Below are 14,862 nucleotides of genomic sequence, written 5' to 3'. Positions count from 1 at the left end.
AGCGCGATTCTCGAATGTTTTCGACACTTCAAGCAAGACTCTTTCTCCGCATAGCCGTACTCGGGCAATGAAAGAAAGCACTTCACGGCGCCGAATCTCTACACTGTGCCTCGCCCCACCACGGAGCTGGTCATGAACGCACCCCTTCCCGAGGCGATCCGCAAAGCGCTGGAGAGCGCATCGCTCGACGACAAGTACAGCCTCGACCATGGCCGCGCCTTCATGAGCGGCGTGCAGGCGCTGGTGCGGCTGCCGATGCTGCAGCGCCAGCGCGACGCAGTCGCAGGGCTGAACACCGGCGGCTTCATCAGCGGCTACCGCGGCAGCCCGCTCGGCGGCTACGACCAGGCGCTGTGGGCGGCAAAGAAGCACCTCGAGGCCAACCACATCGTCTTCCAGCCGGGCGTCAACGAGGAGCTCGGCGCCACCGCAGTGTGGGGCACGCAGCAACTCGACCTCTACCCTGAAGCGAAGAAGTACGACGGCGTGTTCGGCATCTGGTACGGCAAGGGCCCGGGCGTGGACCGCTGCTCCGATGTCTTCAAGCACGCCAACATGGCCGGCACCGCCAGGCACGGCGGCGTGATCGCCATCGCCGGCGACGACCACGTGGCCAAGAGCAGCACCGCCGCGCACCAGAGCGACCACATCTTCAAGGCCTGCGGGCTGCCGGTGTTCTTCCCGTCCAGCGTGCAGGACATCCTCGACATGGGCCTGCACGCCTTCGCGATGAGCCGCTACGCCGGCGTCTGGTCGGGCATGAAGACGATCCAGGAGGTGGTGGAGTCCAGCGCCTCGGTGAGCGTCGACCCCGACCGCGTGAAGATCGTGCTGCCCGAGGACTTCACCATGCCGCCGGGCGGCCTGCACATCCGCTGGCCCGACGCCGCGCTCGAGCAGGAGGCGCGCCTGTTCGACCACAAGTGGTATGCGGCGCTCGCCTACGTGCGCGCCAACCGCCTCAACCACAACGTCATCGAGGGGCCGAACGACCGCTTCGGCATCATCGCCAGCGGCAAGGCCTACAACGACACGCGCCAGGCGCTCGCCGACCTGGGCCTGGACGACGACACCTGCCGGCGCCTCGGCATCCGGCTGCACAAGGTCAACGTCGTGTGGCCGCTGGACGCCACCATCACGCGCGAGTTCGCAAAGGGGCTGCAGGAGATCCTGGTCGTCGAGGAGAAGCGCCAGGTCATCGAGTACCAGCTCAAGGAAGAGCTCTACAACTGGCGGCCCGACGTGCGCCCCAACGTGCTGGGCAAGTTCGACGAGCCGGAGGGCGACCTCTCCGGCGGCGAGTGGTCCATGCCCAACCCGAGCGAGAACTGGCTGCTGCGCGCCAAGGCCGACCTGACGCCGGCCATCATCGCCAAGGCGATCGCCAAGCGGCTGAAGAAGCTCGGTTTCGCGCCCGAAGGCAGCGAGACAGCGGCGCGCATGGACGCGCGGCTCGACGTGATTGCCCAGCGCGAGCGCGCCATGGCCGCGATGAAGGCCGACACCGGCGATCGCCTGCCGTGGTTCTGCAGCGGCTGCCCGCACAACACCAGCACGCGCGTGCCGGAGGGTTCGCGGGCAATGGCCGGCATCGGCTGTCACTTCATGTCCGTGTGGATGGACCGCAGCACCAGCACCTTCAGCCAGATGGGCGGCGAGGGCGTCGCCTGGGTCGGCCAGGCGCCGTTCACCAAGGACCGCCACGTGTTCGCCAACCTCGGCGACGGCACCTACTTCCACAGCGGGCTGCTGGCGATCCGCCAGGCCATCGCGTCGGGCGTCAACATCACCTACAAGGTGCTCTACAACGACGCGGTGGCGATGACCGGCGGCCAGCAGGTCGGCGAGCGTCCGGAAGGCCACTCGGTGCTGCAGATCCAGAAGAGCCTCGTCTCCGAGGGCGTGAAGAAGCTGGTGATCGTGACCGACGAGCCGGAGAAGTACACCGGCGTCGCGCTGGAGCCGGGCGTCACCGTGCACCACCGCGACGAGCTCGACGCGATCCAGCGCCAGTTCCGCGAGATCCCGGGCACGACGGCGATCATCTACGACCAGACCTGCGCCACCGAGAAGCGCCGCCGCCGCAAGCGTGGCAAGCTGGCCACGCCGTCCAAGACGGTGGTGATCAACGAACTGGTGTGCGAGGGCTGCGGCGACTGTTCGGTGCAGAGCAACTGCCTGTCGGTCGAGCCTGTGGAAACCGAATTCGGCCGCAAGCGGCGCATCAACCAGAACACCTGCAACAAGGACTTCTCCTGCGTGAAGGGCTTCTGCCCGAGCTTCGTCACCGTCGAAGGCGGCACGCTGAAGAAGGCGAAGAAGGAGAAGAAGGGCGACCTCTCGGCCCTGCCGCCTCTGCCCGAGCCGAGCCTGCCCCTGACCGAGAAGCCCTGGGGCATCGTGGTCGGCGGCGTCGGCGGCACCGGAGTCATCACGCTCGGCCAGTTGCTCGGCGTCGCTGCGCACCTGGAAGGCCGCGGCGTCGTCACGCAGGATGCCGGCGGCCTGGCGCAGAAGGGCGGCGCCACCTGGAGCCACATCCAGATCGCCAACCGGCCCGAGGCTATCCACACCACCAAGGTGGACACCGCGAAGGCAGATCTGGTGATCGCCTGCGATGCGATCGTCGGCGCGAACAAGTACACGATGAGCGTGATGCGCGACGGCCGCACCTTCGTGGCGCTGAACACGCACGGCACGCCCACCGCCGCCTTCGTGCGCAACCCCGACTGGCAGTTCCCCGGCGGCAGCTGCGAAGCGGCGCTGGCCGCGGCGGTGGGCGCCGAGATGGTCGGCGGCTTCGACGCCGAGCGGGCCGCCGTGCAGCTGGTGGGCGACTCGATCTACACCAACCCGCTGCTGCTCGGCTATGCGTGGCAGAAGGGGCGCGTGCCCCTCACCCACGCGGCGCTGATGCGCGCCTTCGAACTCAACGGCGTGCAGGTGGAGAACAACAAGGCCGCTTTCGAGTGGGGCCGCCGCTGCGCGCACGACCTCGCGGCGGTGCAGTCGCTGTTCGCCGCCGCGGCGGTGATCGAGTTCGTCAAGAAGCCCTCGCTGGACGAGGTGATCGCCCGCCGCGTGGAGTTCCTCACCGGCTACCAAGACGGCACCTATGCCGCTCAGTACCGCGCCTTCGTGGACAAGGTGCGCGCCGCCGAGGCGCCGCTGGCGAGCACGAAGCTGACCGAAGCGGTGGCGCGCTATCTCTTCAAGCTGATGGCCTACAAGGACGAGTACGAGGTGGCGCGGCTGCACACCGATCCGGCCTTCACGGCGAAGCTCGCCGAGATGTTCGAGGGCGACGTGAAGCTGGTGCACCACCTCGCGCCGCCGCTGCTGGCCAAGGCCAACGACAAGGGAGAGTTGCAGAAGAAGCCGTACGGTCCCTGGATGCGCAGCGCCTTTACGCTGCTGGCGAAGCTCAAGGGCCTGCGCGGCACGGCGCTCGACCCCTTCGGGCGCACCGACGAGCGCAGGACCGAGCGCGCGCTGGTCGGCGAGTACCGCGCCTGCATCGATGAACTGCTGGCCTCGCTTGCGGCCACCAACCTCGCCCAGGCGGTGGAGATCGCGCGCCTCCCCGAGGAGATCCGCGGCTTCGGCCACGTGAAGGCGCGCCATCTCGCGGCGGCGCGACCCAAGTGGGAGACCCTGATGTCGCAATGGCGCGCGCTCGCACAGCGTCGCGCCGCCTGAAGCGCAGGGCGCCGACACAAGGCGTCACAACTGCCGGCCGCCGGGTGGCGAACCGGCAGTGTTTTTGAACGGTCACATCAAGTGCCGTGAAGTGCCATCGAACGGTCGCGGCCTAGAGTGCCGTGCCCCGGCTTCACGGAGCGACGACCATGACCGAACGCCCCCTGCCCGAGCGCTACACCGGCACCGCGATCGCCCTGCACTGGCTGCTGGCGCTGGCCCTGCTCGGCTCGTTCGTCGTCGGCCTGTACATGACGGAGCTTCCCGTCTCGCCGCAGCGCCTCAAGCTCTACAACTGGCACAAGTGGGCCGGCATCGTGATCCTCACGCTGTCGGTCATCCGGCTCCTGTGGCGGTTGACGCACCGCCCGCCGCCCGACCTCGCCATGCCGGCCTGGCAGCGCAAAGCCGCGCACGCCGTGCACCGGCTGCTGTACCTGCTCTTCTTCGCCGTGCCGCTGGCCGGCTGGGCCTACAGCTCGGCCGCCGGCTTTCCCGTCGTCGTCTTCGGCGTGCTGCCGCTGCCCGACTTCGTGGCGGCGGACAAGGAACTGGCCGAGGCCATCAAGCCTCTGCACAAGATCCTCGCCTACACGATGGCCGTGCTGGTGCTGGCGCACGTGGGCGCCGCGCTCAAGCACCATCTGATCGACCGCGACGGGCTGCTCGCCCGCATGCGCCCCGGTCGCGCCTGACGGAATCCCCTGATATGAAGACCTACCTGCTCGTCAGCATGCTCGCCCTCGCCGCGACGTTCGCGGCGCCGGCCTGTGCCCAGCAGCTGGTGCCCGCGACCAGCGAGATCGCCTTCACCAGCCGCCAGATGGGCGTGCCGGTCGACGGCAGGTTCCGCAGGTTCGAGGCGCAGGTCGCCTTCGACCCGAAGAAGCCCGAAGCCGCGAAGATCGGCTTCACCATCGACCTGGCCAGCGTGTCGCTGGGCGTGACCGAGACGGAGGCCGAGGTGGCCAAGCCGGACTGGTTCGACACCAGGAGGTTTCCGCAGGCCACCTTCCAGAGCACCGCAGTGAAGGCCACCGGCGCGGGCAGGTACGAGGTGGCCGGCCGCCTGACGATCAAGGGCGCCACGCAGAACGTCGTCGTGCCGGTCGCGCTGGCGCAGGCCGGCGGCACGACCACCGCCAGCGGCACGTTCGCCATCAAGCGCCTCGACTTCAAGATCGGTGACGGCGACTGGAAGGACACCTCGATGGTCGCCAACGACGTCCAGGTCAAGTTCAAGCTGGCGCTGACAGGCATCGGCGCGCTCTGAGTTCATCCCCATCATCCATGCACAGGAGAGGATTGCCCATGACCAAGTCCCTGCTCGCCGCCGCCCTGCTGGCCGCTGCCGGTCTCGCACAGGCGCAGAGCGCCACCTACAGCATCGACCCGGCTCACACCTTCGTGACCTTCGAGGCCAGGCACTTCGGCACCTCGACGCTGCGCGGCCGCTTCGATCGCAAGGAGGGCGCCGTGCAGTTCGACCGTGCCGGCAAGAGCGGCAAGGCCGAGATCACCATCGACATGGCGTCGGTGAGCACCGGCGTCGGCCCGCTGGACGGTCACCTGAAGAGCAAGGACTTCTTCGACGCCGCCGTCAACCCGACCGCGAAGTTCGTCGGCGACAAGTTCGTCTTCGAGGGCGACAAGGTCGGCGAGGTCAGCGGCTCGCTGACGCTGCTGGGCAAGACCCACCCCGTCACGCTGAAGGCCAGCAACTTCAACTGCTACCAGAACCCGATGCTCAAGCGCGAGGTCTGCGGCGGCGACTTCGAGACCACGATCACGCGCAGCCAGTGGGGCATGACCTACGGCCTGCCGGGCATTCCGGACAACATCCGCCTGCTGATTCAGATCGAGGCCATCAGGCAGTAGACGGATCGGGCCGTGTCGCGCCCGCCGAAGCACATCGCCCTCGCCGCCCTGCTGGCGGCGCTGGGTGCGCCCGCCGGCGCCCAGCCGGCGGTCTACCGCCTCGACCCCGCGCACAGCTTCGTGCACTTCGAGGTGATGCACTTCGGCACCTCCACGCTGCGCGGCCGTTTCGGCCCCCTGGAGGGCTTCGCGAGGCTGGACCGAACGGCCGCGCGCGGCGAGGTGACGGTGCGCGTGCCCACGCGCGTCGTCAGCACCGGCCTGCCGGTGCTCGATGGCCGCCTGCGCCAGGCCGACATGCTGGCCAGCGACGAGCACCCCGACGCCTTCTTCGTCGCCGAGCACTTCGTGTACGAGGGCGCCCGGCTTCGCGAGGTGCGCGGCGAGTTGACGTTGCGCGGCATCAGCCGGCCGCTCGCGCTGCTCGCGCAGCGCTTCTCCTGCGGCATGCATCCGCTGCTGAAGCGCGAGTGGTGCGGCGGCGACTTCGAAGCCGAGCTGCGCCGCAGCGACTACGACATCAGCTTCGGACTGCCGCTGGTGGCCGACCGCGTGCGCCTGCTGGTCCAGGTCGAGGCGATCCGCGATCAGTGAGCGCCTGACCAGGCGTCCATGAACGCGCGAGCGGCGCGGTCGATGTCGGCCAGCGCCATGCCCGGCCGGAACAGCTGGCTGCCGAGTCCGAAACCGGTGGCGCCCGCCTTCACCCAAACGGCCAGGCTTTCCGGGGTGATGCCCCCGACCGGCCACAGCGCGGTGCCTGCCGGCAGCACCGAAGCCATCGCCCTGAGGCCCGGCGCACCGACGACCTCGGCCGGAAACAGCTTCAGCACATGGGCGCCCGCGTCCAGCGCGGCAAAGGCCTCGCTCGGCGTGGCCACGCCCGGTGCCGCGACCATGCCGCGCTGCCTGGCCTGCGCAATCACCGCCGGCTGGCAGTTCGGCGCCACCATCAGCCGGCCACCGGCAGCATGCACGGCATCGACGTCGGCCGGCGTGAGCATCGTTCCGCCGCCGACCAGCACGTCGGCCGGCGCCATCCGCGCGATGGCAGTGATCGATTCCAGCGCGCCGGGCCGGTTCAGCGGCACCTCCACGATGCGAAAGCCAGCGTCGAACAGGACGCGCGCCACCTCCGCGGCACGCTCGGGCTCGAGGCCACGCAGGATGGCGGCCAGGGGCGGCGCGGCGATGCTGGGGGCAGACATGCCGGCAATGCTAGGCGATGGAACCATGCGCGCGACTTCACAGGCATGCGCGCCCGCGGTCGCCGACGGGGTCGAAACAGTTTTGACTGCCGGGTTGGACTGGGGTTTTTTGACCCGTCGCCCGAGGGACCAGCGCCTCGAAAGGGTCTCTACGTAGAAGCCACATCTCGGGTTACCCCCCGCCCCAATTGTCGGGCCCGTCGGTAAGGTACGAGGGCACGGACGCGATCGTCGCGTCGCGCGGCAGTGCTGCCGCCTTGGGCGGCGTCTGCCGTTAGTTAACCGATCACACCAAGACCTGGAGGCCAGGATGACCGAAAAGACTTCGACCGTTGCTCAACAGCCTGCCGCTCGAGAGGAGCGGCCGTCCCGTCGCCGGTTCCTCGGCTCGGCCGCTGCGGGCGTGGCTGGCGCTGCGGCGCTGACGGCACCGATGGTGGCCGTTGCACAGTCGCCGGTGGTGCTGAAGATGCAGGGCGCCTGGGGTGCCAAGGACATCTTCAACGAGATGGCCGAGGAGTACGTCAAGCGCGTCAACGAGATGGCCGGCGGCCGCCTGCGCATCGACTACCTGATCGGTGGCGCAGTGGTCAAGCCGTTCGAGGTCATGGACGCCACCAGCAAGGGCGTGCTCGACGCCTGCCACGGCGTGCCGGTGTACTGGTACGGCAAGAGCAAGGTGGCCTCGCTGTTCGGCTCGGGCCCGATCAACGGCTGCGATGCGCCGCAGACGCTGGCCTGGATCTACCGGGGTGGCGGCCTGGAGATGTACCAGGAGCTGCTGAAGAAGATCAACCTCGACGTCGTGGGCTACTTCGCGATGCCGATGCCGACCCAGCCGCTGGGCTGGTTCAAGAAGCCGATCAAGAGCGCCGACGATCTGAAGGGCCTGAAGTACCGCACCGTGGGCCTGGCGGCCGACCTGATGCAGGAAGTCGGATGCAAGGTCACGCAGTTGCCCGGCGGCGAAATCGTGCCGGCGATGGACCGCGGCGTGATCGAGGCCTTCGAGTTCAACAACCCGACCTCCGACCGCCGCTTCGGCGCACAGGACGTGGCGAAGAACTACATGATGGGCAGCTTCCACCAGGCGATGGAGTTCTTCGAAATCGCCTTCAACAAGAAGAAGCACGACTCGCTGCCCAAGGACCTGCAGGCCATCCTGCGCTATGCGGCCGAAGCAGCCTCGTCGTCCAACTGGTGGACGGCGATGGACAACTACTCGAAGGACCTGGACGAGCTGATCAACAAGGACAAGATCAACGTGCTGCGCACGCCGAAGGCCGTGTTCGACGCGCAGATCAAGGCCTGGGACGTGGTCACCAAGAAGCTTTCCGACGAGGATCCGTTCTTCAAGAGGGTGGTCGACAGCCAGCGTGCCTGGTCCAAGCGCGTGGCCAAGTACATGTTCCTCAACGAGGCCGACTACCAGCTCGGCTACGAGCACATCCACGGCAAGATCCCGGGTCTGTCCTGACCCGCCACGGGCGGCCGCCCTGGGCGGCCCGACCCGTTTCCACGAAGGGAGGCCGGTGAGCCTCCCTTCTTCGTGAGGAGTTCCCATGATTCGCGATGTCATTCGCACGATCGATCTGCTGAACAAGTCGGTCGGCCATGCGTTCGCCTGGAGCATCGTCATCCTGACCCTGGGCGTCAGCTACGAGGTGTTCGTGCGCTACGTGCTGCGCGACCCGACCAGCTGGGCCTTCGACCTCAGCTACATCCTGTACGGCGCTATGTTCCTGATGGCGGGCGCCTACACGCTGTCGCGCGGCGGCCACGTGCGCGCGGACGTGTTCTCGCGCCGCTGGCGACCGCGCACGCAGGCGACGGTCGAACTGGTGCTGTACTTCATCTTCTTCTTTCCCGGCGTGCTGGCCCTGGTCATCGCCGGCTGGGGCTACGGGCACGAGTCCTTCGCGATCCGCGAGGTCAGCGTGAACAGCCCGGTAGGTGTGCCCGTGTGGCCGCTCAAGCTGCTGATCCCGGCCGCGGGCGTGCTGCTGACGCTGCAAGGCATCGCCGAGGTGCTGCGCTGCCTGCTGTGCCTGAAGGAGGGCGCCTGGCCGCCGCGACTGCACGACGTCGAGGAGCTGGAAAGCCAACTGATCCACTCCCACGCCGCGCCCACCGACAACGCCGGAGCCCAGTCATGAGCAATCCCCAGCTCGCCCTGCTGATGCTGGGCCTGTTCATCTTCATCATCATGCTGGGCTTCCCGATCGCCTTCACGCTGATGGCGATGGGCGTGGCGTTCGGTTTCTACGCCTACTGGCAGCCCGACCAGGCCTTCTTCGACAACCGCGTCTTCTACCTGTTCACCCAGAACACCTTCAGCGTGATGAACAGCGACATCCTCGTCGCCATCCCGCTGTTCCTGTTCATGGGCTACATGATCGAGCGCTCGAACATCCTCGACCAGCTGTTCCTCAGCCTGCAGGTGGCGTTCCGGCGCGTGCCGGGCGCGATGGCGATCGCGGCGCTGGTCACCTGCGCGCTGTTCGCCACGGCCACCGGCATCGTCGGCGCGGTGGTCACGCTGATGGGCCTGCTCGCCTTCCCGGCGATGCTCAAGGCGCGCTACGACCAGGGCATCTCGGCCGGCGTGATCTGCGCCGGCGGCACGCTGGGCATCCTGATCCCGCCGTCGATCATGCTGATCGTCTACGGCGCCACGGCGGGCGTGTCGGTGGTCAAGCTGTATGCGGCGGCGCTGATCCCGGGATTCCTGCTCGCCGGCCTGTACATGGCCTACGTGGTGGTGCGCGCCCTGCTCAACCGCAACCTGATGCCGCGCATGCCCGACGACGTGTCGCCGATGGCCTTCGGCCAGGTGGTCGTGCTGCTGTTCAAGGCCTTCGTGCCGCTGGCGGTGCTGATCATGTCCGTGCTCGGCGCGATCCTCTTCGGCCTGGCCACGCCGAGCGAGGCCGCGGCGATCGGTGCGCTGGGCTCGGTGGTGCTGGCCGCCGCCTACCGTGCCATGTCCTGGGACAAGCTGCGCGAGGCCGTGTACCTGACGGCGCGCACCTCGGCGATGGTGTGCTACCTCTTCGTCGGATCGTGGACCTTCTCGTCGATCTTCAGCTACCTGGGCGGCGAGGCGCTGGTGAAGGATTTCGTGCTCGGATTGGACCTGAACACCGTCACCTTCCTGCTGCTCACCCAGGTGATCATCTTCGTGCTCGGCTGGCCGCTGGAGTGGAGCGAGATCATCATCATCTTCGTGCCGATCTTCCTGCCGCTGCTGGAGCACTTCGGCGTGGACCCGATCTTCTTCGGCATTCTCGTCGCGCTGAACCTGCAGACCTCGTTCCTCACGCCGCCGATGGCGATGTCGGCCTACTACCTGAAGGGCGTGGCGCCTCCGCACGTTCAGCTGGTGACGATCTTCAAGGGCTGCCTGCCGTTCGTGTCGATGGTCTTCGTCGCGATGGCGATGATGTACGTCTTCCCGTCGCTGGTGACCTGGCTGCCGGGCGTGCTCTACAGCCGCTGACGCATGGCGATCGACCCCGCAATCCTGGTCGCCATGGGCGCCGTAGAGGCCACCGGCCGCATGTCGGCGGGCGAGTTCTCGGCGCGCGACTACGCCGAAGCGCTTCTCGCGCGCGTCGAGCAGGTCGAACCGCAGGTGCAGGCCTGGGCGCATCTGGACCGTGCCCATGTGCTGTCGCAGGCCGAAGCGGCCGACGAGGGGCACCAGCTCGGCGAGCCCGACGCGGCACTGTTCGGCATCCCGGTGGGGGTGAAGGACATCATCGACACCGCCGACCTGCCCACCGAGAACGGCACCGTGCTCCACGCCGGCCGCCAACCGCGCACCGACGCCTACGTGGTGCGGGCGCTGCGCGCCGCCGGGGCGCTGGTGATGGGCAAGACGGTGACCACCGAGCTCGCCACCTACGCTCCCGGGAAGACGCGCAACCCGCATCACCCCGGCCACACGCCGGGAGGCTCGTCCAGCGGTTCGGCCGCCGCCGTCGCCGCGGGCATGGTGCCGCTGGCCATCGGCACGCAGACCAACGGCTCGGTGATCCGGCCGGCGTCGTTCTGCGGCGTCGTCGGCTACAAGCCGAGCGCCGGGCTGATCCCGCGCAGCGGCGTGCTCACGCAATCGCCGCCGCTCGACGCGGTGGGCGTGTTCGGCCGCAGCGTGGAAGACGTGGCGCTGCTTGCCCAGGTGCTGGCCGGTCACGACGCGGCCGACCCGGCGACCCGGCTGCGTGCCATGCCGCCGCTGCTGCGCACGGCGAGCAGCGACCCGGCCCTGCCGCCCACGCTGGCCTGGGTGGCCACGCCCTTCTGGGAGCGTGTGGAGCCCGATGCGCGCGCCGCCTTCGACGAACTGCGATCGCTGCTCGAAGGCCGCATCGCGCCGTTCGAGTTGCCGGGCAGCGCAGCCGATGCGATCGGCTGGCAAAAGCTGGTGATGGAGGCCGATCTCGCAGGCTCGTTCGCGGCCGAATACGAGAACGGCCGCGAGCAGCTCTCGGCCTCCCTGCGCGCGCAGATCGAGCGCGGCCGCCAGGTGACGGCGGTGGACTATCGCCGCACGCTCGAACGTGTGCCGGTGCTGAACGAGGCTTTCGACACGGTGTTCGACAGCTTCGACGCCATCGTCACGCCAGCCACGCTGGGCACCGCCCCGGCGGGGCTGGAGGCCACCGGCGACCCGATCATGTGCACCCTGTGGACCTTCCTCGGGCTGCCCTGCCTGAGCCTGCCGCTGCTGCACGGCGCCAACGGGCTGCCGATTGGCGTGCAGATCGTCGGACGGCGCGGCGACGATGCGCGGCTGCTGCGCACCGCGCGCTGGCTGGTGCGCACCGTGCAGGACGCCTGCGCATGACCCCCCAACCCGTATCCTGGAGACAGCCATGAAGCTGGTATTCGGACTGCTCGGCGCGTTGCTGATGATCGCGTTCCTCGGCAGCATCGTGTTCAAGGTCAAGGAAGTCTCGCTGATCGCGGTGGTGCTGGTCGGCGTCGCGCTGATGCTGGTCGACCTCTGGCACGCGCGCAACGAGAAGGACACTTGACCGCGTCGGGGTGGCCGCTGGCGTGAATCGCGCCAGAATCGGCGCATGAATGCCGCCCTCCACGACCGCGCGTACCTGGCCGCGCTGATCGCGCAGCTCGAAGAAGGCCTGCTTGAGCGTGACTCTGCCGTGCGCCTCGCGCTGCTCGCCGCGCTGGCCGGCGAGCACGTGCTGCTGATCGGCCCGCCCGGCACCGCCAAGAGCGAGCTGGCGCGGCGACTGCATCGTGCCTTCGCCGGCGCGCGCTACTTCGAGCGGCTGCTGACGCGCTTCTCCACCCCCGAGGAGCTGTTCGGCCCGCTGTCGCTGAAGGCGCTGGAGCACGACCGCTACGAGCGGCTCGTCGACGGCTACCTGCCCACCGCCAGCGTTGCCTTCCTCGACGAGGTGTTCAAGGCCAACTCGGCCATCCTCAACGCGCTGCTCACGCTGCTCAACGAGCGCGAGTTCGACAACGGCAGCGCCCGTGTCCGCGCGCCGCTGATCAGCGTGGTCGGAGCCACCAACGAGGTGCCGGCCGAGGAGGCGCTGATGGCCTTCTACGACCGCTTCCTGGTGCGCGTGCCGGTGGCGGGCGTCAGCGACGAGGCCTTCGCCGCCCTGCTCACGCTCGACGCCCGCCCGCAGGCGCCCGCGCTGCCGATCGCGCCGGAGGCATTGCACGAGGCGCTTGCGCAGCGTGATCGCGTCGCCCTGCCCGACGAGGTGCTGGCGGGGCTCGGCGCGTTGCGCGGCTTCTGCGGCTCGCACGGCATCGTGGTGTCCGACCGGCGCTGGCGCCAGCTCGTCGGGCTGCTGCGCAGCGCGGCCTACACCGAGGGCCGCACTGCGGTCGATGCACTCGACCTCTGGCTGGTGCCCTACGTGGTGGCAGCGCAGCCGGCGCAGGTGGCGACGCTGCACGACTGGTTCGTCACAGAAGTCGCCCAGGCGGCCTTGCAGGACGCACCCTGGCTCACGCGCGCCGTCGAGGCCTTCGAGAAGCAGCTCGAGATCGAGCTCTCCATGCCGGCCGAGGGCGGCGACGATAGTGCCGGCAAGCTCGCGCTGGCCCGTTCGATCGGCGGCGCGAAGGACGACGGCATGCTGCGCATCGTCTCTGCCGCGCTGGAGGAGACGATGCGCCGTCGCTGGAGCCCGGTGCACGTGGCCGCGCGGCTGGCGCAGGTCGACGAGGTGGCGGCACGCGCTGCGCAGCCGCTGGACGGTCTGCGCGGCGCCCTGGCGACACTGGAAGGCACGCTGACCGGCCGCGTCTGGCTGCCGCCCTCGCTGGCGGCGACGCTGCTGGGCAACCGGCGCCAGACGCTGGCCAAGCTGGAGGCGCTGCTGGCACGGCTGACCGGCGTGCGCGACGGCTTCGCCGCGCTGCCGGTGGACGAGACGCTGGCGCCGGCCGAACCCGCGCCGATCGCCATCGGCGCCTGAGTGGACCGGACTGGCGTGATCGCCCTCGACCCGCCCTACGACCGCCTCGCCGCGCTGCCGCGCGAACTGTGGCTGCCGGGGCTGGTCACCGCCTGCGGCGACAGCGCCGCGAGGCTGGCCGACCTGCGCGGCTGGCTGGCCGCACTCGTCGAAGGTCGGCTGCCGGAGCCAGGGCTGGACTTCGGCGACGCCGCCGCGCTCGCACCGATGCGCGAGGCGATCGGCGAGCTCGATCTGCCGGCGTTGACGCGCGGCGTACCGGCGCTGGCCGAGCAGGTGCTGCGCACCATGCTCTGGCACCTCGACCGCATCGTCGACCTGCAGCCCTGCCTCACGCGCGAGCAGGCCATCGCGCACAGCGCCGAGGGCTTCCGTGCGGAGTGGACGCTGGAGAAGAGCGGCTGGGAGGAGGCGCTGGCGCTGATGCAGGGCCTGGGCGACCTCGCCCACCTGCGCTGGGACGAACTGCGCGGCCGGCTCACATCGCGCGAATGGCGCGAGGCGCAGCGCATCAGCGCGATGCTCGCCCACCTGCAGCCGCTGGCCGAGCTGATCCGCAGCCTCGGCCGCGCCCACCACCATCCGGCGCAGCCGCCGGCTCGTACCGCGCAGCTCGCCGCGACCGAAGCGCCGCTGCCGCTCGTCGAGCGCGAGACGCGCCTGCCCGACGCGCCCGGCGAGCTGATGGGCATCCGCCATTCCGACCGGCTCGAGCGCATGCTCGGCAGCGAGGCGATGCAGATCCGCCACCCGGTACTGCACAAGCTGTGGCGCGCCAAGCTCGCCGAGAGCCGGCTGCTGACCTACCAGAGCGAGGCAGTGCTGGTCGACCACGTGCCCGACCCGCGCGGCCGCGCGAGCCGGCGCAGCGCACCGCAGCCCGAGCGGCTGGAGCGGGGCCCCATCATCCTCGCCGTCGACACCTCGGGCTCGATGCAGGGGGCGCCGGAAAACATCGCCAAGGCGGTGGTGCTGGAAGCGCTGCGCAGCGCGCACCGCGAGCGGCGCGGTTGCCTGCTGATCGCCTTCGGCGGGCCGGACGAACTCGTCGAACGTGACTTGCATCCGGCCGAGCGCCCGCAGGCCGGGCTCGACGCGCTGCTGGACCTGCTCGGCCAAAGCTTCGACGGCGGCACCGACGTGCAGGCGCCGATCGAGCGTGCCGTGCAGCGCGTGCGCGAGGCACGCTGGAGCAGCGCCGACCTGCTCATCGTCAGTGACGGCGAGTTCGGCTGCACGCCGGCAACGCTGCAGCATCTGGAGGATGCGCGCCAGGAGCTCGGCCTGCGCGTGCAGGGCATCCTCGTCGGCGACCGCGAAACGCTCGGCCTGCTCGAGACCTGCGACGCCATCCACTGGCTGCGCGACTGGCGCCGCTTCGCCGGCGAGACGCCGCAGCGCGAGGGCTTCGTGCCGGTGCACACGCCTAGTCTCACGGCGCTGTACTTCCCGAACGCGCTCAACCCGCGCGCCTCGGCGACCGCGGCACGGCGCGGCGCCTGAGGAAGCGGCGCGGGCGCCATCGGCGTGCCACGCCGTGGTGACGGGCCGGGACCGCCTCCGGTCTGTCGGCGCTGTCTGCAGACTGTTACCGCGCTGCGCCGGGC

13 protein-coding genes are annotated in these 14,862 nt (G+C 69.4%); 12 read left to right on the top strand and 1 reads right to left on the bottom strand.

The window, feature by feature from the left end:
* Positions 1-132 precede the first annotated feature (132 nt).
* The 5 genes from Q0599_RS03330 (at position 133) to Q0599_RS03310 (ending at position 6,171) form a co-directional block, all read left to right on the top strand.
* Positions 133-3,699, top strand: coding sequence for an indolepyruvate ferredoxin oxidoreductase family protein (locus Q0599_RS03330; protein ID WP_298825642.1), 3,567 nt, complete (start codon positions 133-135; stop codon positions 3,697-3,699).
* A 149-nt stretch (positions 3,700-3,848) separates the two neighbouring features.
* Positions 3,849-4,394 carry a cytochrome b gene (locus tag Q0599_RS03325; RefSeq protein ID WP_298825639.1) on the top strand — a complete coding sequence of 182 codons (546 nt, stop codon included), beginning with the start codon at positions 3,849-3,851 and terminating at the stop codon, positions 4,392-4,394.
* Positions 4,395-4,408: 14 nt separating this feature from the next.
* Positions 4,409-4,972, top strand: a complete 564-nt coding sequence (locus tag Q0599_RS03320) for a YceI family protein (protein WP_298825636.1) — start codon at positions 4,409-4,411, stop codon at positions 4,970-4,972.
* Positions 4,973-5,010: 38 nt separating this feature from the next.
* Entirely contained in the window at positions 5,011-5,577 is a 567-nt protein-coding gene (locus Q0599_RS03315; RefSeq protein WP_298825634.1) for a YceI family protein, read from the top strand.
* 12 nt (positions 5,578-5,589) lie between these two features.
* A complete protein-coding gene (locus tag Q0599_RS03310; RefSeq protein ID WP_298825632.1) occupies positions 5,590-6,171 on the top strand; it encodes a YceI family protein in 582 nt (193 codons plus the stop codon).
* Here Q0599_RS03310 and Q0599_RS03305 read toward each other — a convergent pair.
* Positions 6,165-6,785, bottom strand: a complete 621-nt coding sequence (locus Q0599_RS03305) for a 2-dehydro-3-deoxy-6-phosphogalactonate aldolase (RefSeq protein WP_298825629.1) — start codon at positions 6,783-6,785, stop codon at positions 6,165-6,167. The two genes, Q0599_RS03310 and Q0599_RS03305, sit on opposite strands and share 7 nt — an antisense overlap.
* A gap of 310 nt (positions 6,786-7,095) precedes the next feature.
* Here Q0599_RS03305 and Q0599_RS03300 point away from each other — a divergent pair, with 310 nt between their 5' ends.
* The 7 genes from Q0599_RS03300 to Q0599_RS03270 all read left to right on the top strand — a co-directional run bounded on the left by Q0599_RS03300 (position 7,096) and on the right by Q0599_RS03270 (position 14,758).
* On the top strand, positions 7,096-8,262 hold the full coding sequence (locus Q0599_RS03300; protein ID WP_298825626.1) for a TRAP transporter substrate-binding protein: 1,167 nt from the start codon (positions 7,096-7,098) through the stop codon (positions 8,260-8,262).
* Positions 8,263-8,347: 85 nt separating this feature from the next.
* A complete protein-coding gene (locus Q0599_RS03295) occupies positions 8,348-8,941 on the top strand; it encodes a TRAP transporter small permease subunit (protein ID WP_298825623.1) in 594 nt (197 codons plus the stop codon).
* On the top strand, positions 8,938-10,284 hold the full coding sequence (locus Q0599_RS03290) for a TRAP transporter large permease subunit (RefSeq protein WP_298825621.1): 1,347 nt from the start codon (positions 8,938-8,940) through the stop codon (positions 10,282-10,284). Before Q0599_RS03295 ends, Q0599_RS03290 begins: the two co-directional genes overlap by 4 nt.
* Positions 10,285-10,287: 3 nt before the next feature.
* Positions 10,288-11,637: an amidase gene (locus Q0599_RS03285; protein ID WP_298825618.1), complete on the top strand. Its 1,350-nt coding sequence runs from the start codon at positions 10,288-10,290 to the stop codon at positions 11,635-11,637.
* Positions 11,638-11,665: 28 nt separating this feature from the next.
* Positions 11,666-11,827 (top strand): hypothetical protein, encoded by a 162-nt coding sequence (locus Q0599_RS03280; protein ID WP_298825615.1) that lies wholly within the window; start codon positions 11,666-11,668, stop codon positions 11,825-11,827.
* A gap of 45 nt (positions 11,828-11,872) precedes the next feature.
* Entirely contained in the window at positions 11,873-13,255 is a 1,383-nt protein-coding gene (locus tag Q0599_RS03275; RefSeq protein WP_298825612.1) for an AAA family ATPase, read from the top strand.
* Between the two features lie 15 nt (positions 13,256-13,270).
* A complete protein-coding gene (locus Q0599_RS03270) occupies positions 13,271-14,758 on the top strand; it encodes a VWA domain-containing protein (protein ID WP_298825609.1) in 1,488 nt (495 codons plus the stop codon).
* The last annotated feature ends 104 nt before the right edge of the window (positions 14,759-14,862 follow it).

Origin of the sequence: uncultured Piscinibacter sp. (genome assembly GCF_937952055.1) — a bacterium.
In the GTDB taxonomy this organism is placed as follows: Bacteria; Pseudomonadota; Gammaproteobacteria; order Burkholderiales; family Burkholderiaceae_C; genus Piscinibacter.
Note: the sequence above shows the minus strand (reverse complement) of the source record. Positions and strands in the feature narration are given on the sequence as shown.

Bases quoted from the DNA above. Each gene is read 5' to 3' on its own strand.
- Q0599_RS03320 (WP_298825636.1), top strand. From the start codon at position 4,409: ATGAAGACCTACCTGCTCGTCAGCATGCTCGCCCTCGCCGCGACGTTC.
- Q0599_RS03280 (WP_298825615.1), top strand. From the start codon at position 11,666: ATGAAGCTGGTATTCGGACTGCTCGGCGCGTTGCTGATGATCGCGTTC.
- Q0599_RS03300 (WP_298825626.1), top strand. From the start codon at position 7,096: ATGACCGAAAAGACTTCGACCGTTGCTCAACAGCCTGCCGCTCGAGAG.
- Q0599_RS03275 (WP_298825612.1), top strand. From the start codon at position 11,873: ATGAATGCCGCCCTCCACGACCGCGCGTACCTGGCCGCGCTGATCGCG.
- Q0599_RS03315 (WP_298825634.1), top strand. From the start codon at position 5,011: ATGACCAAGTCCCTGCTCGCCGCCGCCCTGCTGGCCGCTGCCGGTCTC.
- Q0599_RS03305 (WP_298825629.1), bottom strand. From the start codon at position 6,785: ATGTCTGCCCCCAGCATCGCCGCGCCGCCCCTGGCCGCCATCCTGCGT.
- Q0599_RS03285 (WP_298825618.1), top strand. From the start codon at position 10,288: ATGGCGATCGACCCCGCAATCCTGGTCGCCATGGGCGCCGTAGAGGCC.
- Q0599_RS03290 (WP_298825621.1), top strand. From the start codon at position 8,938: ATGAGCAATCCCCAGCTCGCCCTGCTGATGCTGGGCCTGTTCATCTTC.
- Q0599_RS03330 (WP_298825642.1), top strand. From the start codon at position 133: ATGAACGCACCCCTTCCCGAGGCGATCCGCAAAGCGCTGGAGAGCGCA.
- Q0599_RS03325 (WP_298825639.1), top strand. From the start codon at position 3,849: ATGACCGAACGCCCCCTGCCCGAGCGCTACACCGGCACCGCGATCGCC.
- Q0599_RS03295 (WP_298825623.1), top strand. From the start codon at position 8,348: ATGATTCGCGATGTCATTCGCACGATCGATCTGCTGAACAAGTCGGTC.